The sequence below is a fragment of the Brenneria sp. L3-3C-1 genome (assembly GCF_016456245.1).
Classification (GTDB): domain Bacteria; phylum Pseudomonadota; class Gammaproteobacteria; order Enterobacterales; family Enterobacteriaceae; genus Brenneria.
Map to the genome: position 1 here is coordinate 197,942 of NZ_JAEMHF010000006.1, position 20,230 is coordinate 218,171.

Consider the following 20,230-nt stretch of genomic DNA (forward strand, 5'->3'; position numbering starts at 1 on the left):
CATCATCCTTATATTGTGGGCCGAACGACCACGCCTTCCCGGTGGTGAAGAAAGCATGGCGTCGGCGTTAACCCTGAAATGAATACCCGCTCCCGCGTTTATGACGAGGCGGAAGATGAGCGGTTGTTATGGATTTTTATTGCGTTGATTTCCCGATCGGACTCACGGAACAGAATCAGGAAAATCACCGTGATGATGGCGATGGTCACGCTGCCGAAAGCCCACATTCCCGACCAGTTAAACGTCAGGCCGTTTTGCGGCTCGGGATATGCGAACAGTTTTTCCATCAACCAGCCCCCCAAACGGTAGCCAAGCAGGCTGCCGATACCCTGACACCCCAGCGTGATCAGTCCCTGCGCGGCGTTGCGCATCTGTATCGGCGCTTTTTTATCCACATAAACGTAGGCGGTAACAAAATAAAAATCGTAGCTGACGCCATGCAACAGAATCCCCATAAATAGCAGCGCGTAGGTGAACAGATGTTCCGCTCCGCCGTAAACGAAGAAAACATAGCGGATAGCGGCGGTGACCAGACCGAGTATCAGCACTTTCTTGATACCAAAGCGCTTGGTGAAAAACGGCAACGCCAGCATAAAGAAGATTTCCGAAAACTGACCCAGCGTCATCCATCCGGTCGCATTGGTCATACCGACCTCGCTCAGAAAGCCATTGGCAAAGATGTAGTAAAACGCCAGCGGCATACTGAACATGAACGAGCAAATAAAAAACACCAGGAAATTACGGTCTTTCAATAGCACCAACGCATCCAGACCCAGCATCACTTTAAGGCTCAGTTTACCCGTTCCTTTTGGTTCGGTATGCGGCAGGATAAAGGCGAAGAGGCCGAGCAGCAAAGAACTGGCGGCGGCCAACTCCAGCGGGAATTTGGTGGCGGAAATATCGCCGAAACCCAGCATGGGAGGCAGGAAACCGCAGGCTATGCCGGAAACGATCCAACCGATGGTTCCCATCACCCGGATGCGGGGAAAATCCCGTTCCACATCAGGCACATTGGAAAATGAAATGCTGTTGGTCAGCGCGATGGTCGGCATGTAGGTGAGTGAGTACAACAGTAGCAGCGGGAAGAAGGTACTGAATTGGGTTTGCTGGGCGACCAGATACATCAACGCTGCGCCGACAATCATCAACCCCGCCAGCATCTTTTGGGCGGCAAAGAAACGGTCTGTCAGAGAACCCACCAGAATCGGCGATAAAATGGCGGCGATAGAAGTACAGGCATAGCACCAGGCGATTTGTGTCGGGGTAAAACCATTATTGTGTAGAAAAGGCCAAAGAGGAACAAACCATGCTCCCCAGATAAACCATTCAAGAAACATCATGAATGAGAGTTTGGATTTTGTTTTATTCATTGATTGCCTTCCTTCACCAGTGTGTAGGGTATCGAGCGGGATAAAACCTTTGCAACAAGCGTGACGGTATCACTGGATAATACCTTTTCAATACCTTTGCGTTCATTATTTGACCTGGGTAACGTTTTGCCGCGTTTATTGATGCGCATACCCTCCTTAAACCGTCTTTCGTTTAAGGAGAGCAGGGCGCGGAATAGGGAAATGAGGAAAGGCTAATTGGCGTAGTGGCTTATAGTTAATGAACTGATAGAAAATGATTTTTTCTTATGGCAGCAGCAGCCGCAGGAGTACGCCCAGATCGCCGGAGGTATTCAATTGGCAGCGCGCCAGAATCTGTTCAGCGTCCAGATGCGGCAGGGCGTTGATGTTCTGTTTTAGCTTCGCGCCAAGGTCGGTCGGTTTTGCGGCGGTTTCCTGTCGGGTGACGCGGCTTGTCAGCGTGGCGCCGTCGCGCAGGAAGAGGGTGACCTCATGAAAACGGGCATCGGGATCCAGCTCGTCCGGCGGTGCGGTTTCGTCGGCGATCCGTTGAACTTTGTCGGCCAGCGAGGCGATTTTCGGATCGACCGGCCCTTCCGCAAAGCGCGTCAGTTGCAGCTCGCCTTCCAGTAGAGCAGCGGCAATCACATATTCCAGACTGAAACGGGCTTCGACGCCGGTGGCGGCTCTACGGATAAAGGGGGCGATATCGCCGCCGGGCGGGAAAGTAACGGTGATGCTTTCGATACTGTCAGCGAGCGAGGCGTTCGCGTCATGTTGTTCAGCCCATTGTTCCCGTAGGGCGAAAGCGGCTTCCGCTGCGCTGTGCGTTCCGCCGCAGGTCGGATAACGTTTGAATTCCAGACCGGGGGATAGGATCCGCCAGGGGGCTCCCCAGGATTGGATCAGCAATTCGGGCTGCTGCTTTTGATCGCCGTGCGCGGCCAGAAACGCGTCCAGAACCTGTTGCGTATTCCCGTTAAAACCAGCCAATCCGAGTTTAACGGCGGTGAGGCCCGCTCTGGCCGCCAGCCCGGCATGTAGCGGTTTTACCGCCGAACCAAACTGCGCGCGCAAGCCCGCCGCCTGCGTGGCGGCCAGACCGAGAATCGTTTGCGTCTGTTCAACCGATGCCCCGGACAGACGCGCTGCTGCCGCGGCGGCGGCAATGGCGCCCAGCGTGGCCGTGGTGTGGTAGCCGAGGCTGTAGTGCCGCGATCCGCTTGCCAGACCGCTTCTGCCCGCAACTTCCACGCCGATGACATAGGCTGTCAAAAACGCCTTTTCCGTTATCTGTGGGTTTTCCGCCGCCAGTGCGAACAACGCAGGCAAAATCACCGTGCTGGGATGACCACGAAATGCCGGGTGATAATCATCAAAGTCCAGCGCATGACCGACATAACCCAATATCAGGCTGTTCGTCAGGCTGTCTGTGGCGCTGAAAACCTGCTTTAACGGCGTCAGACCGCTGTCGGCGATAGCCCCCTGGGTGATCGGCAGCGCGGTGGCAATGAAATCGGTGACCCCAAGACGCGCCGCATCAATGGCCGCCTGGTCTGGCAAACTGTGTGTAATCGCATGAGCGAGCGCGACGGTTAAATCGGTGTGATTAGTCATAAACGGCAGAAAGTCATCGGTAACGTTGTTCTAATCTACTGCGCTCTGTTGATGGGTTATTAATAACTAAATGGAATGAGTTATCGATTTTGGTTATATGTGACGTTGAGGTCGCTGGATCAGAAACGATCTTTAAGCTGCCCCGGCGTAATACCGAATGCGCGGCGCATGGCGGTGGCAAAGTTGGCCGGGCTGTTATAGCCGGCGATACTGGCGGCCTGCGGAATGCCGATTCCGTCTTTTTGCAATGCCAGCATGGCGCGTTGTAAACGACAATTACGCAGGTATTCAAATACCGTCATGTTGAATGTCTGGCGAAAATGCCGTTGCAGCGTGCTTTCACTCATATTGACGTTTTTGGCGATGTCGCTCATCGATAGCTGGTCGGCGGCGCCGCTTTCCAGCATATCCCTCACCTGATGGACGCGGTGATGATTGCGCAGGGTGACGCCGGGTGGGATCGCACCCTGTAACGCATGGCTGGTAAGCGAGCTGAATGCTTCTATTATCAGCGACATACACTGCGTTTCCAGATACAGACGTTGCAGAGGGGTATGGCAAGGCCCCGCATTCAGGATCTGCCAGGCAATGGCCAATGCCTGACGCGAGGGGATCCATAAGTGCGTGGCAAGATGGGTTTGCGTGAAGTCATAAATCGCCTGCCAGTCGCTGACGGTGTCCAGCAAATTGCCGTACAGCCATTCCCGGCTAAAGGTCAGCGAAACGGTGCGCTCGTATTCATCCCGTTTACCGTTGCGGCTAAAGGATGTGGGTTCGGTCAGTGAAATTAGCGAAGCCGGCTGATGATTGCCCAAATGCAACCGCTTTTCATCATAGGTAATATGCGCGATACTGTTTACCACGATAGCCAGTTTTACCGCGCCATTCAGAATGCTCTGCGTTTTCATATTGTGCAGATTGATCACATCAGCCGTATGCAGAATCAGATCGCGGTTCAGTCGTATCACATCGAAGCTGCCAAACAGTACCGGCGTATCGTCGATCAATTTCGATCCCAGCAAACGATAGTTATTTGAGACCAGACTGGACTGCTCGACGATGTGATTTTTATAAATGGATTTTAGCGATGGAATAGGATTCTGCATCATTTCCCCTTATTTTGTCTGGTTATCGCCGATCATTTTGCCGCTTTCGCAAAGCAATTTGCCGTTTGCACAAACCCAGTCCTGAAAAACAAATGTAACAATGACTGCGCCGAATTGGTAATGCAAATACTTCTCAAAAGCATTTTTCGCTGACGGCCGGTAAAACGCGGATGGGCAGGTCTGTCCGCCCGGGCCAGGATCGGAACAGGCAGGCACATCCTCAATAAGGTACGCCTGTCCGATAACCGCCCGATAATACACAGGTTTTTTCTCCACAACGTATGGAGGCCGTTTACGGTAATCAATGAAGCCTGTCCGTGCCTGAGCCAGTCAGCTTTCGCGTTTTTCAAATTACGATTCTACAGGGCGATTTTAATAATGAGACTACCACCACGTCACTATCTGGCGACCCTTATCGGACTGAGTTGTTCGACGGCCCCTTTCCTTACCTGGGCCGACACGACGGCGGCCGATCCAGCCACGACCCAGCAAACTCAGACGAACGCTACGTCAGACGTCTCGGATACGATGGTGGTGACCGCCGCCGAGCAAACCCGACAGGCGCCGGGCGTGTCGGTGATCACCGCAGAGGATATCAGCAAACGTCCACCGGCCAACGATCTGTCGGAAATTATTCGTACCATGCCGGGGTAAATCTTTCCGGTAATTCCTCCAGCGGCCAGCGTGGGAATAATCGTCAGATTGATATTCGCGGTATGGGGCCGGAAAATACGCTGATTCTGGTGGATGGCAAACCGGTTTCCAGCCGCAATGCCGTGCGTTACGGCTGGCGCGGCGAGCGTGACAGCCGCGGCGATACCAACTGGGTGCCATCTGATTTGGTGGAGCGTATCGAAGTGTTGCGCGGGCCGGCGGCGGCGCGTTACGGCAACGGCGCGGCGGGCGGGGTGATTAACATTATTACCAAACAGCCCGCACAAGAATTGCACGGTAGCTGGAATACCTACCTGAATATGCCGGAGCATAAGTCCGAAGGGGCGACCAAACGTACCGACTTCAGCCTGATGGGCGGCCTGACCGATAACCTGAGTTTCCGCCTGTACGGTAATATCAATAAAACGCAGGCCGATGCCAGGGATATCAATCAAGGCCACCAGTCGGAACGGACGGGATCGTATGCCGATACGCTGGCTGCCGGACGGGAAGGGGTGCGCAATAAAGATATTAACGGTCTGCTGCGCTGGGATATCACCCGGCAGCAATCTCTGGAGTTTGAGGCGGGAGCGAGCCGTCAGGGCAATATCTATGCCGGCGATACGCAGAATACCAACAGCAACGCCTATGTCATCAGCAATTATGGCCGTGAAACCAACCGTATGTACCGTCAGAACTTTGCCGTTACCCATCGCGGTTACTGGGACAGCGGCGTCAATTCGATGTCATATCTGCAATATGAACGTACCCAGAATACCCGGATAACCGAAGGACTGGCGGGGGGGACGGAAGGGATATTTTCTGCTGCGGATACTTATGGCACCGTCAAACTGGACAGCGTAACGGCGCATAGCGAGGTCAATATCCCGTTTGAAGCGCTGTTCAATCAGACCGCCACCGTTGGCGTTGAGTGGACAGAGCAAAAAATGAAAGATCCTGTTTCGACATCACAGGCGCTTTCCGGCGGCGCGATCGACGGTTATGCCACCGGTACGCGCAGTGACCGCATATCGGCGCGCATTGCCTCGGTATTCGTGGAGGATAACCTGGAACTGACGCCCAGCACTATGCTGACGCCGGCGCTGCGTTTGGATCATCATAGTATGGCCGGAACGAACTGGAGTCCGTCGCTGAATTTGTCCCAGGAACTGGGTGAAGACTTTACGCTGAAAATGGGGATAGCCCGTGCTTATAAAGCGCCAAACCTTTACCAGCTTAACAGCGATTATTTGCTCTACAGCAATGGTCAGGGATGCAGCGGCACCAGAACGCCTTGTTATCTGTTAGGCAACGAGGATTTGAAGGCCGAAACCAGTATTAACAAAGAAATCGGCATTGAATTTCATCGCGACGGATATCAGGCTGGCGTGACCTATTTCCGTAATGATTACCGTAATAAAATCGAGGCGGGAACCTCGGTGATAGGCACGACGGCGAGCGATACCCGGATTTTCCAGTGGGATAATATACCGAAGGCCGTCGTGCAGGGACTGGAGGGGACATTGAATATTCCCGTCAGTGAAACGGTCAGTTGGAATAACAACATTACCTATATGCTTGAAAGCGAGAATAAAGAAACCGGCGAATATTTGTCGATTACGCCTGAATTCACCCTGAATTCATCGGTCAACTGGCAGGCAACGGAAGATCTTTCCTTCCTGGCGGATTTGACCTGGTACGGACGTCAGAAACCGAAAAAATATGATTATCAAGGCAACCGGGTGACCGATAGCGGAACGAATGAAGTCAGCCCGTATGCCATTTTCGGTTTGAGCGGTACTTATGACGTGAATAAGTATGCCAGCGTCACGGTGGGGGTGGATAATCTATTCGATAAGCGTTTGTATCGTGCGGGGAATGCTCAAACTACGGGCAATACCAGAGCCGGGGTCGAGTCGTATATGTACGGCGCCGGCGCCGCCACCTACAACGAGCCGGGCAGAACCTTTTTTGTCAGTCTGAATACCCGCTTTTAAGCGGTGACGGGCAACCGGCGCTGCGTATCGGCGTCGGTTGGAAAAGACCTACAGGCAAGGCGTTATTACGCTATTGTTTCCGGTGCGGGTTTCCTTCACCGGATTTTTTATTTGGCATGACGGATCGCTTTGGGAGCAGGTTCTGAGTAAGGGAGGATGGGTGTATCAGTTACGTAATACTCGTGATGAAAGGTTTGATTCGGCAACCTGCGGGCGTTACCGCATTATGTCCTTTTGCCCCGCCATCGCGCCGCCGCCGCAGGGCTGGCCGATTATCTATCTTTTGGATGGCGCCCGCTATTTCCCGGTCGCGGTGTCATTGATGGAGGCGTTGGCCCATCCGCGCTGCGGTATGGCGCCGGGGGTTATTGTGGCGCTGGATTACGACGGCCCTACCCGGCGTGAACGGGACTATCGTCCCGCGGTTGAGCGCATTGTGCCGGAAGCCAACCCACAGGGCGGGTATTATCCGTCCGGCATGGCGGGGAATGCCGCCGGATTTCGGCGCTTTATTCAGCATGAACTCAAGCCATTTGTCGCGCGGTTGTATCCGGTCGATAGTCAGCGCGCGGCATTATTTGGTCATTCCTACGGCGGTTTATTTACCGTCGATACGCTGTTTTCCTCCGCCGATGCTTTTCAGCATTTTTATGCCGCCAGTCCGTCAGTCTGGTGGAATGGGGGGTATCTTATCCGGCAGGCCGAACGGTTTCTTGCGCGCGCCCAGCCGCAAACAGCCGGTTTGGCCCTGTCGGTGGGGGAATATGAACAGTCTCTGGAGCCGTGGGAATTGGATTTGCCCGACGAACAGCGTCTGACGCTGCGGCAACATCGTAATCAGCGGCGGATGGTCGACGGCGTTCGGGAACTGGCGTGGCTGTTGCAAAACCGGGCGCCGAATTTGCAGGTTACGCTGGATATCTATCCGCAACAGTCGCATCAGTCGGTGCCGCTGTTCGCCTTACAGCAGGCGTTGCGTAGCCATTTCCGGCAGGTTCCTGCCGGAGCCGGGCGATAAGACCACCCGGTCTGGCGTTTTAAAATAGGTTCCGGTTGTTATTCGCAGCTCAGAATGCCGCCGCCAGTTGCGGCACCGGCGGTTCGGCGGAAAACGTTGCGGCGATGTCCTGATCCTGGGCCAGTTGAAAAATGGCGACGGCCTGGGTGAGTTGGCGAGCCTGCTCTTCCAGCGAGGTTGCCGCCGCCGCCGACTGTTCCACCAGCGCCGCATTCTGTTGGGTGACGCTGTCCATTTCCGTCACGGCCTGACTCACCTGACTGATCCCCTGGCTTTGCTCATCGGAGGCTGAGGCGATTTCCTCCATCAGATCGTTAACCTGACCGATGGAGGCAATAACGCCATCCATGACTTCGCTGGTGCGAACCACCTGTCTGGAGCCTGCATCAACGTGATCGACCGATTCTGCAATCAGCACTTCAATTTCTTTGGCCGCCTGGGCGCTTTTCTGCGCCAGATTACGAACTTCGCCCGCCACGACGGCAAAGCCGCGTCCCTGCTCGCCGGCGCGCGCGGCTTCGACCGCGGCGTTCAGGGCCAGGATATTGGTCTGGAAGGCGATACTGTTGATCATTCCGGTGATCTCGTTGATTTTACGCGAACTGGCCGCAATGCTGTCCATGATCGCACCGACCTCGCGCCCCATCTCCCAACCCTGCCTGGCGACCGTCGCCGCTTTTTCCGACAGCCTGGTGGCCTGATGAACATTATCGGTGTTATGTTTTACCGTGGTGCCCAACTGCTCCATGCTGGCGGCTGTCTGTTGCAGCGCCGCCGCCTGCTGTTCGGTACGTGAAGAGAGATCGTTGTTGCCGGCGCTGATCTCCGCCGTTCCCTGATAGATAGAATCCGCACTGCTGCGAATGGCTATCACCGTTGCTTTCAGGCTTTCCTGCATTTCCTTAAGATAAGGGATCAACTGACCGGCGTCGTTACGGCCGAACTCATCCAGTGAATGATCGAGCTTTCCCGCCGCCAGGGTTCGAAAGTGCGCTTTGATGATGGTTAGCGGTTTTACCACATAGCCCGCCAGATAGCGGTCGGTCAGCAGTAAAATGATCGCGCCCGCCGCCATGGCGGCAATCAGGATCCTTTTGCACCAGTCAACCAGCGTATATATTTGTTGCAGCGTAGGGTTATCCGCCGATAGCGTTTGGTAATGATTTAATGCTGTTATGGATGTCTCATTCAACGTTTGGAATTCATCGCGGAACAGGCGGCGATACTCGGCGAATCTTTTCTCTTGCAAGGCGGTCAGCATCGGTTGTAATCCGCGATCAATAAGCTGACTCCAGGTAGTAATCACATTATCGACAGTGGGTCGATCGATCTGCGGATGCGGCTGATTTTTGAATTTTTCCAGATTATCCCGGCTGCTTTGCAGCGCATCGACGGCGGACGAGATGGTCGTATCGATATCGTCCAGTTTCCCGCTTTGCATCAACGTCATCGCCTGATTGAGCCGGATCGCCGCACGCAGCGCCTGGTTGTTGCCATCCGTTAGGGTATTCAATCCCTCTATTTGTGTATTACCGAGCGTAAGGACGTTGGTCGCCTGATTGAGCGAGGACAGCGTAAACCACGAAACTCCACCCCATAACAGCAGGAAAAGACTTAGAATCGTCAACAACACTTTCCTGATTGTAATATTCCGCAAAAAAGACATAGCGACTCCAGATGGCATCAAGATCATCCTAACTATTAATAGCCTATCGGCAATCCTGAGGGTTGCTTGCATATTGATTTATTATGGATCTCATAAAGATAGCCGCGGGGAGGCGTCAGACGGAGACGGGGGGTGCGGCGCTATCCTTAACCGCGCCGGGATCATAATCTGTGGTCGATTTTGCCGCTAACATGTTAATCTTCCGGCGTTGGCCGCTATTGGATAGAAACGTTAGCTGTGGGTTAACTGCGTTTTAATGTTGCTATTATGTGAACGAATTAACAATCGATTCAAATCCTGATATGCTGACGAGGCTGGACCGGGCACTCTCTTACCTTACCCCCACATGCTGACATGCCGGCATGGACATTATAATCAGGAACAAGAGCGCCGGGCATAACGAAGACAATGAGAGCGAGGAGAAAGTCGTGCTAGAAGAATATCGTAAGCACGTGGCCGAGCGGGCTGCACAGGGGATTGTTCCTAAGCCGTTGGACGCCACGCAGATGGCGGCGCTGGTTGAGTCATTAAAAAATCCGCCGGCTGGCGAAGAGGCCGTTTTACTGGATCTGCTGATTAACCGTGTCCCGCCGGGTGTTGATGAAGCCGCCTACGTTAAGGCCGGTTTTCTGGCCGCCATCGCGAAAGGCGAGGCTTCTTCCCCGCTGGTCAGCCCCGAAAAAGCGGTCGAACTGCTGGGCACCATGCAGGGCGGTTATAATATTCATCCGCTGATTGACGCGCTGGACAGTGATTTGCTGGCGCCGATTGCCGTAAAAGCGTTGTCGCACACGCTGCTGATGTTTGATAACTTTTACGACGTGGAAGAAAAGGCGAAGGCAGGCAATACCTACGCCAAACAGGTCATTCAATCCTGGGCTGACGCCGAGTGGTTCCTGTCTCGTCCTAAACTGGCGGAAAAGATTACCGTCACCGTATTTAAAGTCACTGGTGAAACCAACACCGATGACCTGTCTCCCGCGCCTGATGCCTGGTCGCGTCCTGATATCCCCTTGCATGCGCTGGCGATGCTGAAAAACGCCCGTGAAGGTATTGAGCCCGATCAGCCCGGCGTGGTTGGGCCAATCAAACAGATTGAACAACTGAACAAGAAAGGTTTCCCGCTGGCCTATGTCGGCGATGTGGTCGGAACCGGTTCCTCCCGTAAGTCCGCCACCAACTCCGTGTTATGGTTTATGGGGGATGATATCCCCCATGTGCCGAACAAGCGCGGCGGCGGTGTGGTGCTGGGCGGCAAGATTGCGCCAATCTTCTTCAACACTATGGAAGATGCCGGCGCGCTGCCGATCGAGGTGGATGTCAACGACCTGAACATGGGCGATGTGATTGATATCTATCCCTACCAAGGGGAGGTTCGCCGTCATGATACCAACGAATTGCTGGCGACCTTTGCGCTGAAAACCGATGTGCTGCTGGATGAGGTTCGCGCCGGAGGCCGTATTCCGCTGATCATCGGCCGCGGACTGACCGCCAAGGCCCGCGAGTCGCTGGGGCTGCCGCACAGCGAAGTGTTCCGTATTTCCAAAGCCGTGGAGGCCAGCGCCAAAGGTTTCTCACTGGCGCAGAAAATGGTCGGCCGCGCCTGCGGCGTCGCCGGTATTCGTCCGAACGAATACTGCGAGCCGAAGATGACCTCTGTCGGCTCTCAGGACACCACCGGGCCGATGACTCGCGATGAGCTGAAAGATTTGGCCTGTCTGGGCTTCTCCGCCGATCTGGTGATGCAATCGTTCTGCCATACCGCGGCCTATCCGAAGCCGGTTGACGTCACGACTCACCATACGCTGCCTGATTTCATCATGAACCGCGGCGGAGTTTCCCTGCGTCCGGGCGATGGGGTTATTCACTCCTGGCTGAACCGTATGCTGCTGCCGGATACCGTGGGCACCGGAGGGGACTCCCATACCCGGTTCCCGATCGGCATCTCGTTCCCGGCGGGGTCCGGGCTGGTGGCGTTTGCCGCCGCCACGGGCGTCATGCCGCTGGATATGCCGGAATCGGTGCTGGTTCGTTTCAAAGGAAAAATGCAGCCGGGCATCACGCTGCGCGATCTGGTTCACGCCATTCCGCTGTACGCCATTAAACAAGGCCTGCTGACCGTTGAGAAGAAAGGCAAAAAGAACATTTTCTCCGGTCGTATTCTGGAAATCGAGGGTCTGCCGGATCTGAAAGTGGAGCAGGCTTTTGAACTGACCGACGCCTCGGCGGAACGTTCGGCCGCGGGTTGCACCATCAAGCTGGATAAAGCGCCGATTATCGAATACCTGAATTCCAACATCGTGCTGCTGAAGTGGATGATCTCGGAAGGTTACGGCGATCGCCGTACGCTGGAACGCCGTATTCAGGGTATGGAAAAATGGCTGGCCGATCCGCAACTGCTTGAAGCCGATGCCGATGCGGAATACGCCGCGGTGATCGATATCGATCTGGCTGAAATCAAAGAGCCGATCCTGTGCGCGCCGAACGATCCGGATGATGCGCGCTGGTTGTCCGATGTGCAGGGCGAGAAGATCGATGAAGTGTTTATCGGTTCCTGTATGACCAATATCGGTCACTTCCGCGCGGCGGGTAAACTGCTGGATAGCCACAAAGGGCAACTGCCGACCCGCCTGTGGGTGGCGCCGCCGACCAAAATGGACGCGGCCCAGCTGACCGAAGAAGGTTACTACAGCGTGTTCGGCAAGAGCGGTGCGCGCATTGAGATCCCCGGCTGTTCACTGTGCATGGGCAACCAGGCGCGGGTGGCCGACGGCGCGACGGTGGTATCAACCTCTACCCGTAACTTCCCGAACCGTTTGGGGACCGGCGCCAACGTTTATCTGGCTTCCGCTGAACTGGCGGCGGTGGCTTCGCTGCTGGGTCGTCTGCCGACGCCGAATGAATATCAGGCCTATATGGAGCAGGTGGATAAAACCGCGCTGGATACCTACCGCTATCTGAACTTTGATCGTCTGGATCAATATACAGACAAAGCAGACGGCGTGATCTTCCAGACCACGGTTTAAAATAGTTTGTTTTTTGCCGGAAAGAGGGCGTCAGATCTGACGCCCCCTTTATTATCAATACGCCATGATGATATTCAGGGTGAGTGCCGTATGACATTTTCACTGAACCTCTGGGCGGATTTTGTGCATTTTTTATGGGTAATTCAATAACGGAACCATTCACAAATCCGATACAGAGGTATTGGCCTCCTTCTTCATTTTTTCTTCTTGCAGGTTGCCGCTGTGCCGGCGCATCGGCATATAACTTTCTGCTACCGACTTAGTATCTAATCGTATGACGCAATCACACATAATGCGCTATAACTCTGCGTTGATTCGCGCATGATATCATTGGGTTATCGATAAAAATTATCGATAGGCTTCCTGTAATTCATAGGGTGTTAAGTCTTAAGGAAAATGCTATGCCTAGTTTGTTTGATCCTATCAAGATTGGCGCGATCCCATTATCCAATCGTATTGTGATGGCTCCGCTTACCCGTATGCATGCTTTTGAACAACGCATTCCCAGCGCCTTGTCGCTGGAATACTACGTCCAGCGGGCCGGCGCCGGTTTGATTTTGACCGAAGCCACCGCCGTCACGCCGAAAGCGGTGGGTTACCCCAATACCCCGGGCATCTGGTCGGAAGAGCAGATTGCAAGCTGGAAAAAGATTAATGACGCGGTGCATCAAGCTGGGGGAAAAGTAGTGATCCAGCTATGGCACGTCGGGCGTATTTCCGACCCGGTTTATCTGGATGGCGAACTGCCGGTGGCGCCCAGCGCGATTGCGCCGGAAGGCCATGTCGCCACCATCCGTCCGTATAAACCTTATGTCGTGCCGCGGGCGCTGACAACGGAGGAAGTGGCCGGGCTGGTGGCGGATTTCCGCCAGGCGGCGGAAAACGCAAAGCGCGCCGGTTTTGACGGGGTGGAAATCCATGCCGCCAACGGTTATCTGTTCGATCAGTTCCTGCATGACGGATCCAATAAACGTACCGACCAATATGGCGGCTCCATCGCCAACCGGACGCGTTTCCTGCTGGAAACGGTGGATGCCATTCTGGACGTGTGGCCGGCGGATCGGGTGGGCGTTCACCTGAATACCATGTCTGATACCCACTCGATGCAGGACTCCGATCCGCAGGCGTTGTTCAGTTACGTAGCCGAACAATTGGATAAGCGTCATCTGGCGTTTATTTTCGTCCGTGAGGCGCTGACGACGCCGAATCGCATTCTGCCGCTGATCCGCCAACGTTTCACCGGTGCGATCATTGCCAATGACGGCCTGACGCAGGCATCCGCCGAGCAGCTGATTGCCGAGGGGGAAGCCGATGCGGTATCTTTCGGCCGACTGTATATCGCCAATCCGGATCTGGTGGAGCGCTTCCGCCGCCAGGCGCCGTTAAATGCGCTGAATAGCGATACCATCTACAGCTCTGACGGTACAGGGTATACCGACTACCCGGCGCTGGCTGACAAATAAATAACCTTCCTGTTTCCCGGTAAGGGGACGGCCTCAGACTATGGCTATGGGGCCGTTCAATATGGGAGACCCATCACGCCGATGCCTACCGTGCGGCATCGCGCACAGGAAAATGTTTTTCCGCCGTTCTTAGGTTTTTTTCTTTCGAGCCTGTTTGCAGACCGCGTGAAATTATGTTTACGCGCTATCACGACTGATTACCCTTAGGTCAAAGGAACATGACCGTCAGGGATGACATGCAATCACACGATAATGTATTCAAAATATTCCTCAGCGATATCGATGTGGCTCGGGATTTTCTCACTATCCACCTGCCGTCGGATATTCGTGAACGCTGCGATTTCAGCACACTGCAACTTCAATCCGCTTCATTTGTCGATGAAGCGCTGCGCGCCCGGATTTCCGATATGCTCTATTCGCTGCATACCCTCAGCGGAACGGGCTATATCTACTGTTTAATTGAGCACCAGAGCAAGCCGGACAAAATGATGGCATTCCGACTGATGCGCTACTGCCTGGCGGCGATGCAGCAACATCTTGAGCAGGGGAATAAGCAACTGCCGCTGGTCGTGCCGTTATTGTTCTATCAGGGGGAACGCTGTCCGTATCCATACAGTATGCGCTGGCTGGACGGCTTTGATGATCCGGATTTGGCGGCGCAAATATACAGTAATGCTTTTCCATTGATAGATCTCACTGTTATTCCAGATGAGGAAATCAAAACGCATCGGCGAGCGGCGCTGCTGTCACTGGTGCAAAAACATATCCGCACACGGGATATGCTGGAACTGGCGCAAGATATCGGGGTATTATTTGAGCGCTGGCAGGTGCCGCTAATGCAGAAACGGGCATTGCTGCACTATATTGCCCAGACCGGCAATACATCCAAACCAGCCGACTTTATCGAGGCAGTGGCAGCGCCGCTGTCAGTGGATCGGGAGGAGATTATGACCATTGCTCAGCAACTGAAACAAATGGGATTTGAAGAGGGCATGCAGGCCGGGGTAATACAAGGTTTAGAACAAGGAATGGAACAGGGTATGAAAACCAGCGCGCGACAGATAGCTCGCCAGTTGTTGCTCAATGGGCTGGATAAAACCATGGTGCAGCAGGTGACTCAGCTTTCCGATCAAGAGATGGCGCAATTATCGCTTTTAATAGCGCAAGATACTGAAAATTAACCTCCCCGTGCCGCCCCTCGAAAGCACGGGGTGAGCGTGGCGAAGCGAAAACCTTATCCCCGCGTTTCATCCGGCAGTAAGATTACGTGACCTCTATCAGACCGGCAGATCTTTTTTGCTTCCAATTATGCGAACTATCACTGTGGTATTGCAGGAGGGCAGTTAAACTGAGCGTTAAGCACTATCACAGAGGATGGCATCATGGACTATGAATTCTTGCGCGACGTTACCGGTCAGGTAATTGTACGGATGTCGATGGGACATGAAGCAGTGGGCCACTGGTTAAATGAAGAAGTAAAAGGCCAACTGGCGGTGTTGGATGAGGTCGTGGAGGCGGCCCGTTCGGTGATCGGCAGTGAGCGCCAGTGGCGAAAAGTCGGACATGAATACACGCTGTTGCTGGACGGCGAGGAAGTGATGATCCAGGCGAACCAGCTTGAATTTATGGTCGATGAGATGGAAGAAGGAATGAGCTATTACGACGAAGAAAGTTTGTCCCTCTGCGGCCTGGAAGATTTTCTCGATCTGGCGGCGAAATACCGGGAATTTGTACAGCAACGCTGAGCCGGGTTTTGGTTGTGACCTGCTCCCCATTGATTAACACAGCATGATGTTAGTCATGTCTGAGTGAACGCCGCGCCAATGCCCGAACGGCTTCCGGTAATCAGCGCATGCTTTGGTATTGTTACTGGAATGCGATTATCTTCTTAGTGCGTATTTAACCGGGCTACCGGGATTTTAAACACCGCTTTCTTTACCGGAGCGGGGCGGTCATTAACGGCGCACAAGGCCTGATGTGCTTCCCCGGGGTAAAAGATCGCAAAATCACCCGCACGGAGATGTATTTTGTGGGGAACGGTTGGGTTATCAAGAATGTACAAATCCGGTTTGCGCTCCGTCGCCGCCTGGCCGTGTACGTCGTTCAGGCCATAGCCGATGATTTCCTCTCCTGCCAAAATCAACTGGATATCGAGATAGTTACTATGAAATTCGGTGTGCCGCTCCGTCTGCGGCGCGGTACTCACGGTGCCGATGCTGTAGAACCAGTCAGCGCCTTCAGGTTGATAGCGGCCTTCCGGCAATGCGTTCAGTTCCGTCAGCGTCATGCCTGGCGCAGACAGAATATTCCATAATGGTATGGGCAAAGTGGCCAGTTTCAGATGGCTGAGATTACCTGCGATCATTATATTCTCCTTGAAAGTTGATATTCACTCTTATTTCTTATTAGATTTAATGTCTCGACGGAAATAGAGAAAAACATGGCGAAATAGATATATCCTTTAGGGACATGGATATGAATACCATCGAGAACCAGGGTGAACCCGACTAAAATTAAAAAAGCCAATGCCAGCATTTTCACTGACGGATGATTTTCAACGAAGTTTCCTATCGGCTTTGCGGCCAGCATCATAACCAGAACTGCAATAATGACGGCCAACATCATAATCGCCAGATGCTCTGAGAGTCCCACGGCAGTGATAACGGAATCAAGACTGAAAATAATATCGAGTAACATAATTTGAATGATTGCGCCGAAAAAAGAAGTCACACGACTATGGACTTGATGTTCTTCTGTTATTAGCGATGCTTTTATTTCCTTCATTGACTTAATAATAAGAAAAAGCCCACCGGAAAAGAGAATCAGATCTCTGACGGAAATACTATGATTGAAAATCGTTAATAAAGGGTGGTTCAGGTGCATTAGCCAGGAAATCGAGGCCAGTAATGAGAGCCTCATCAGCATGGCCGCCGTTAATCCGGTTATTCTGGCGATATTCTGTTTCTCTTTAGGGAGTTTCGCCACCACCAATGATAAAAATATAATGTTATCAATACCCAGTACAATCTCGAGGATCGTTAATGTACTCAGTGTCAGCCAGGCATTGGGATCTGCCATCCACATAAACATCTTTTTTCCTCTTTATTTCTTTTTCGTCAGTGTGAAACAGTTGATGGTTTATAAAAATGGGGTAATTTATTTACCCCATTTAAGAGCTGTTAATTAACATTCAATGCCTGAGAGGCGAAGTTCCTGAAAATTTCGAAAGTTGACCATAGGCCATTCAATGAGATAATACCCAGAACAAACTTCTCATATAAACTTTAAACGTTTTTGACCGTCAATGATCCGCTTCTTCAGGTTTAACATTCTGAACAGTTAAAAAATGCCGGTCGTGCTTTGATAGTCTTTTTTCCCGATCCCATCATGAATGTAACGGGAACATAATCACCGCTCCGACACACAGGGCGAAAATACGAATCAAGTACATCGGTACAGTGAATTTCCAGAACTCTGGAAGCTTATATTTACCCATCCCTAAGATCATGGCAGGCATACCATCAACCGGCATGTAGCCACCGTTCCATCCAGAGATAACTACTGCGGTTGCAGCAGCAACAGGATTAAGTCCCAGGCTTAAGAAAGTCATGATGACAATGGGTGCAAAAATGTAAACAGAACCCATATTTGACCCCGTGAAGGTAGCACAGGTACTGGTTAAAAGTGCGAAAATGAAAATAAGGATAAATGGATGAATATTGGCCCCTAATGCATCAGCCACAACATCACCGATCATCACTGTGAAGCCAGAATTAGCCAACGCATCTGCTACACCAATGACACCAGCCATCATCAGAATTACAGGGGCTCCCATATTATCGCGAACTTCTTTGAAATCAATCACATTGATGATCATCATGATTGCTCCGGCGATGCCCGGGATGACATAAGCCGGCTCGCCAATGGTGCTCATAAGCATCATTCCTATTACGCTAATAGCAAATAATGCGATCGTACAATTTTCTTTCCATCTAGGCAGGGTCGACGTTGCGGTTTTTTCTACTATTTCATCGTCTCCGGAATTTTCATTAATTGCATGATCCGGTAAAAGACGGTAAGCAACTAAAGCCCATATTAAGAAACCCAGCGCCAAAATAAAATTTACTATAGCGAATCTTGGCATCGATAGTGAAACATGGTGACCGGCTGTTTCCAGAACACTGACGGTCACTCCGTAGAAAAGTGCGACATTAAAAGGAACCAGCGGATGGTTAGTTGCAAAACCTAAAGGCATCATCAGCTTAGAGGTCGGCATTTTTTTATTATAAGGAATCGTCGATACTAAAGATAAAATAAGGACATAATAACCCGTGGAACCAGAACCGGTTAAACTGGCGCCAAGCATGACTACGATTAGTAAAAGGGCATAGCTTTTATATCCGCCCCTGTTTACTAAAGTAACCATAGCCGACTGAACCCTGCCAATTAAACTCGTCTTCATTAGCCCCGCCATCACCACCATGAAGCCTGCAACCATAATCACACTTGAATTGATAAATCCGGCGAATGCTTCCTGAACAGTAGATAAACCAGTGACTACAAGTAAAAGGCAAGCCATAATGGGCGGTGCGCCAAATGCAAACTTGTCGCACATAATCATTACAATCATTAGAATCAAAATAACAAGAGCGTGAATCATTTCCATTGTCATTGTTGTTTCTCCGCTTTCTTTCATAACATAATTAACAGGTTTATGTTGATTCTGTCTGGTATTCAAAAAATACCTTTGAATACGATTACATTAGATATTCTGTATGGTTTGACCATTCCCATCTGACCTATCCATACTGAATTTTGCTCACATTAGCACCGCGTTATAAAATGCCTGACGTGATGCTGAATTAAATCAACATTTATTTCTCGTTATAAAACCTGTTACCCCGTTTAGCGAAAATCCAATTCGCTGATTATTTATCTATTCCTTCACCTGACGTTGGATTGTACAGGCCTTCTGTTTCGCGTTTTTCACCAAATAAATCTTCTACGGTAAAGCGGAGGTATTTAACACAAAGTCTATTCTTGTAGGCATACACCAAGTGCAACACGCCATTGCTGTCTTGATAAATCGTCGGATATTCATATTGTGAATTATTTGTTTTGTTTTCGATTCCAATATAGCCTTCTGCGGGTTCAAAAACTCTACCGATTGGCCATGTTTTGCCAACATCTTCTGTTACAGAAACAGCGACAGGATTACGCAGACCTGGCCAAGCTACTTTCCCAAATTCAGCATTATTGGCTGAATTAACATTATAAGCTAAAGCGATTTCTCCAGATTGCAATTTGATAGCACTAATACTAGCGTTGTTATTTGGTAACACATTGGCTTCTGGAACACTCCACGTATCCCCAAAGTCATGAGATTCGCTTGTATACACACGATCGGCAAAACGGCTGCGCATGAAAGCAACTAAATGACCGGTTTGTACTTCAATAACATTCGCATGAACGCGGCCACTACTTTCTGGCATACGTACAGATTTCCACGTTTTTCCTTTATCATCAGAGAGTTGAAATTCGGTTGGATCATTTTTCAAGCCCTCCGGTGAGTCCTCACATAACCAAGTACTGAAAATCCAGCGTCCATTGCTTAAAATTTGAATCGCTTGTCTTGAGAAAGTCCCTTCACGGGCAAACAATACTTCAGGTTCTTCCCAGGTTTTACCTTCGTCATTGGATTTTTGAACCATAATGATCGAAGTAAACTGCATGTTGTCCTTGCCTTCTTGCCGGCTTAATTGCGAAGTATAAATTAGCCAAATTTGACCATCAGGCGCTCTAAAAAATGCAGGGTTTTGTTCACTGCGATCAACGCCTTTAGATACTATTTCCGGAACTGACCAGAGTTGCGTTTCCGGGACTAATTTAGATACCGCAATGGAAATATCGCCGCTTCCTTCAAAACTTCCGGCAAACCAAGCACATAATAGACCGCCGTCTTGCGTTTCGATTAATGCCGGCGCATGGGCAGTGTTATTTCCACCTGTTGGAATTAAAGCAAAATCCACATTTAAAAATTCATCACGATACACGACGCCATTTGGTTCTGATTGTCTTACACTCGGTAATTTTGTAGCCATTTTTATTCCCCCGTATCATTTTTGAAAGATAAGTTTTTCTTTATTTTTTATCGTGTAACAGCTTTGGTAAATTTACATTAGACGATATTTCTTTATTGGTTTAATCAGTGATTGTTTTTCCAAATGCTGAATTATAGGGATACCTGCTACCTCCTGGCTCCTGGGGAATAATTTTCACCGTGGCAGCCGTCACCCGGGTTGTTAATAATGCACTGTACGGAGAACCGTTTTTA

General features: G+C 51.5%; 15 protein-coding genes and 1 pseudogene. 6 read left to right on the forward strand and 10 right to left on the reverse strand.

Going from position 1 to position 20,230, the window contains the following annotated elements; genetic code table 11:
* Positions 1-98: 98 nt before the first annotated feature.
* The 5 genes from JG725_RS13650 to JG725_RS13670 all read right to left on the reverse strand — a co-directional run bounded on the left by JG725_RS13650 (position 99) and on the right by JG725_RS13670 (position 4,348).
* Entirely contained in the window at positions 99-1,370 is a 1,272-nt protein-coding gene (locus tag JG725_RS13650) for a nucleoside permease (protein ID WP_199378465.1), read from the reverse strand.
* Entirely contained in the window at positions 1,367-1,519 is a 153-nt protein-coding gene (locus tag JG725_RS13655; protein ID WP_172290688.1) for a hypothetical protein, read from the reverse strand. Before JG725_RS13655 ends, JG725_RS13650 begins: the two co-directional genes overlap by 4 nt.
* Before the next feature lie 115 nt (positions 1,520-1,634).
* Positions 1,635-2,966, reverse strand: a complete 1,332-nt coding sequence (locus JG725_RS13660; RefSeq protein ID WP_199378467.1) for an MmgE/PrpD family protein — start codon at positions 2,964-2,966, stop codon at positions 1,635-1,637.
* Between the two features lie 119 nt (positions 2,967-3,085).
* On the reverse strand, positions 3,086-4,072 hold the full coding sequence (locus JG725_RS13665; protein WP_199378469.1) for an AraC family transcriptional regulator: 987 nt from the start codon (positions 4,070-4,072) through the stop codon (positions 3,086-3,088).
* A 9-nt stretch (positions 4,073-4,081) separates the two neighbouring features.
* Positions 4,082-4,348 carry a hypothetical protein gene (locus JG725_RS13670; RefSeq protein WP_199378471.1) on the reverse strand — a complete coding sequence of 89 codons (267 nt, stop codon included), beginning with the start codon at positions 4,346-4,348 and terminating at the stop codon, positions 4,082-4,084.
* 102 nt (positions 4,349-4,450) lie between these two features.
* Between JG725_RS13670 and JG725_RS13675 the strand changes: the two are divergent.
* A pseudogene (locus tag JG725_RS13675) lies at positions 4,451-6,723 on the forward strand (TonB-dependent siderophore receptor).
* A 160-nt stretch (positions 6,724-6,883) separates the two neighbouring features.
* Complete coding sequence (locus tag JG725_RS13680) at positions 6,884-7,741, forward strand: alpha/beta hydrolase-fold protein (protein WP_199378473.1); 858 nt, start codon at positions 6,884-6,886, stop codon at positions 7,739-7,741.
* Between the two features lie 49 nt (positions 7,742-7,790).
* On the opposite strand, the gene JG725_RS13685 is transcribed toward JG725_RS13680, so the two are convergent.
* On the reverse strand, positions 7,791-9,407 hold the full coding sequence (locus JG725_RS13685; protein ID WP_172290683.1) for a methyl-accepting chemotaxis protein: 1,617 nt from the start codon (positions 9,405-9,407) through the stop codon (positions 7,791-7,793).
* A 428-nt stretch (positions 9,408-9,835) separates the two neighbouring features.
* Here JG725_RS13685 and acnB point away from each other — a divergent pair, with 428 nt between their 5' ends.
* From acnB to yacL, 4 genes are all read left to right on the forward strand, one after another.
* Positions 9,836-12,433, forward strand: coding sequence for a bifunctional aconitate hydratase 2/2-methylisocitrate dehydratase (gene acnB, locus JG725_RS13690; protein ID WP_172290682.1), 2,598 nt, complete (start codon positions 9,836-9,838; stop codon positions 12,431-12,433).
* Positions 12,434-12,834: 401 nt separating this feature from the next.
* The gene (locus tag JG725_RS13695; RefSeq protein WP_199378475.1) at positions 12,835-13,896 is read left to right on the forward strand and encodes an alkene reductase; all 1,062 of its coding nucleotides are present in this window, start codon (positions 12,835-12,837) and stop codon (positions 13,894-13,896) included.
* Positions 13,897-14,114: 218 nt separating this feature from the next.
* Positions 14,115-15,077, forward strand: coding sequence for an Rpn family recombination-promoting nuclease/putative transposase (locus tag JG725_RS13700; RefSeq protein WP_370541747.1), 963 nt, complete (start codon positions 14,115-14,117; stop codon positions 15,075-15,077).
* 201 nt (positions 15,078-15,278) lie between these two features.
* The gene (gene yacL / locus JG725_RS13705) at positions 15,279-15,641 is read left to right on the forward strand and encodes a protein YacL (protein WP_172290679.1); all 363 of its coding nucleotides are present in this window, start codon (positions 15,279-15,281) and stop codon (positions 15,639-15,641) included.
* A gap of 143 nt (positions 15,642-15,784) precedes the next feature.
* Here the strand turns inward: yacL and JG725_RS13710 are convergent, their stop codons facing one another.
* The 4 genes from JG725_RS13710 to JG725_RS13725 all read right to left on the reverse strand — a co-directional run bounded on the left by JG725_RS13710 (position 15,785) and on the right by JG725_RS13725 (position 19,997).
* Positions 15,785-16,261, reverse strand: a complete 477-nt coding sequence (locus JG725_RS13710; RefSeq protein WP_172290678.1) for a YhcH/YjgK/YiaL family protein — start codon at positions 16,259-16,261, stop codon at positions 15,785-15,787.
* Complete coding sequence (locus JG725_RS13715) at positions 16,261-16,986, reverse strand: TerC family protein (RefSeq protein WP_172290677.1); 726 nt, start codon at positions 16,984-16,986, stop codon at positions 16,261-16,263. The genes JG725_RS13710 and JG725_RS13715 overlap by 1 nt, the downstream gene beginning before the upstream one ends.
* Before the next feature lie 295 nt (positions 16,987-17,281).
* Complete coding sequence (locus JG725_RS13720) at positions 17,282-18,568, reverse strand: SLC13 family permease (protein WP_199378495.1); 1,287 nt, start codon at positions 18,566-18,568, stop codon at positions 17,282-17,284.
* A 256-nt stretch (positions 18,569-18,824) separates the two neighbouring features.
* On the reverse strand, positions 18,825-19,997 hold the full coding sequence (locus tag JG725_RS13725; protein WP_199378477.1) for an exo-alpha-sialidase: 1,173 nt from the start codon (positions 19,995-19,997) through the stop codon (positions 18,825-18,827).
* Positions 19,998-20,230 lie beyond the last annotated feature (233 nt).

What these genes read in the sequence shown, in the direction of transcription:
- yacL (WP_172290679.1), top strand. Translation starts at nt 15,279, where the DNA reads ATGGACTATGAATTCTTGCGCGACGTTACCGGTCAGGTAATTGTACGG.
- JG725_RS13695 (WP_199378475.1), top strand. Translation starts at nt 12,835, where the DNA reads ATGCCTAGTTTGTTTGATCCTATCAAGATTGGCGCGATCCCATTATCC.
- JG725_RS13700 (WP_370541747.1), top strand. Translation starts at nt 14,115, where the DNA reads ATGACCGTCAGGGATGACATGCAATCACACGATAATGTATTCAAAATA.
- JG725_RS13685 (WP_172290683.1), bottom strand. Translation starts at nt 9,407, where the DNA reads ATGTCTTTTTTGCGGAATATTACAATCAGGAAAGTGTTGTTGACGATT.
- JG725_RS13725 (WP_199378477.1), bottom strand. Translation starts at nt 19,997, where the DNA reads ATGGCTACAAAATTACCGAGTGTAAGACAATCAGAACCAAATGGCGTC.
- JG725_RS13665 (WP_199378469.1), bottom strand. Translation starts at nt 4,072, where the DNA reads ATGCAGAATCCTATTCCATCGCTAAAATCCATTTATAAAAATCACATC.
- JG725_RS13720 (WP_199378495.1), bottom strand. Translation starts at nt 18,568, where the DNA reads ATGACAATGGAAATGATTCACGCTCTTGTTATTTTGATTCTAATGATT.
- JG725_RS13710 (WP_172290678.1), bottom strand. Translation starts at nt 16,261, where the DNA reads ATGATCGCAGGTAATCTCAGCCATCTGAAACTGGCCACTTTGCCCATA.
- JG725_RS13715 (WP_172290677.1), bottom strand. Translation starts at nt 16,986, where the DNA reads ATGTTTATGTGGATGGCAGATCCCAATGCCTGGCTGACACTGAGTACA.
- JG725_RS13650 (WP_199378465.1), bottom strand. Translation starts at nt 1,370, where the DNA reads ATGAATAAAACAAAATCCAAACTCTCATTCATGATGTTTCTTGAATGG.
- JG725_RS13660 (WP_199378467.1), bottom strand. Translation starts at nt 2,966, where the DNA reads ATGACTAATCACACCGATTTAACCGTCGCGCTCGCTCATGCGATTACA.
- JG725_RS13655 (WP_172290688.1), bottom strand. Translation starts at nt 1,519, where the DNA reads ATGCGCATCAATAAACGCGGCAAAACGTTACCCAGGTCAAATAATGAA.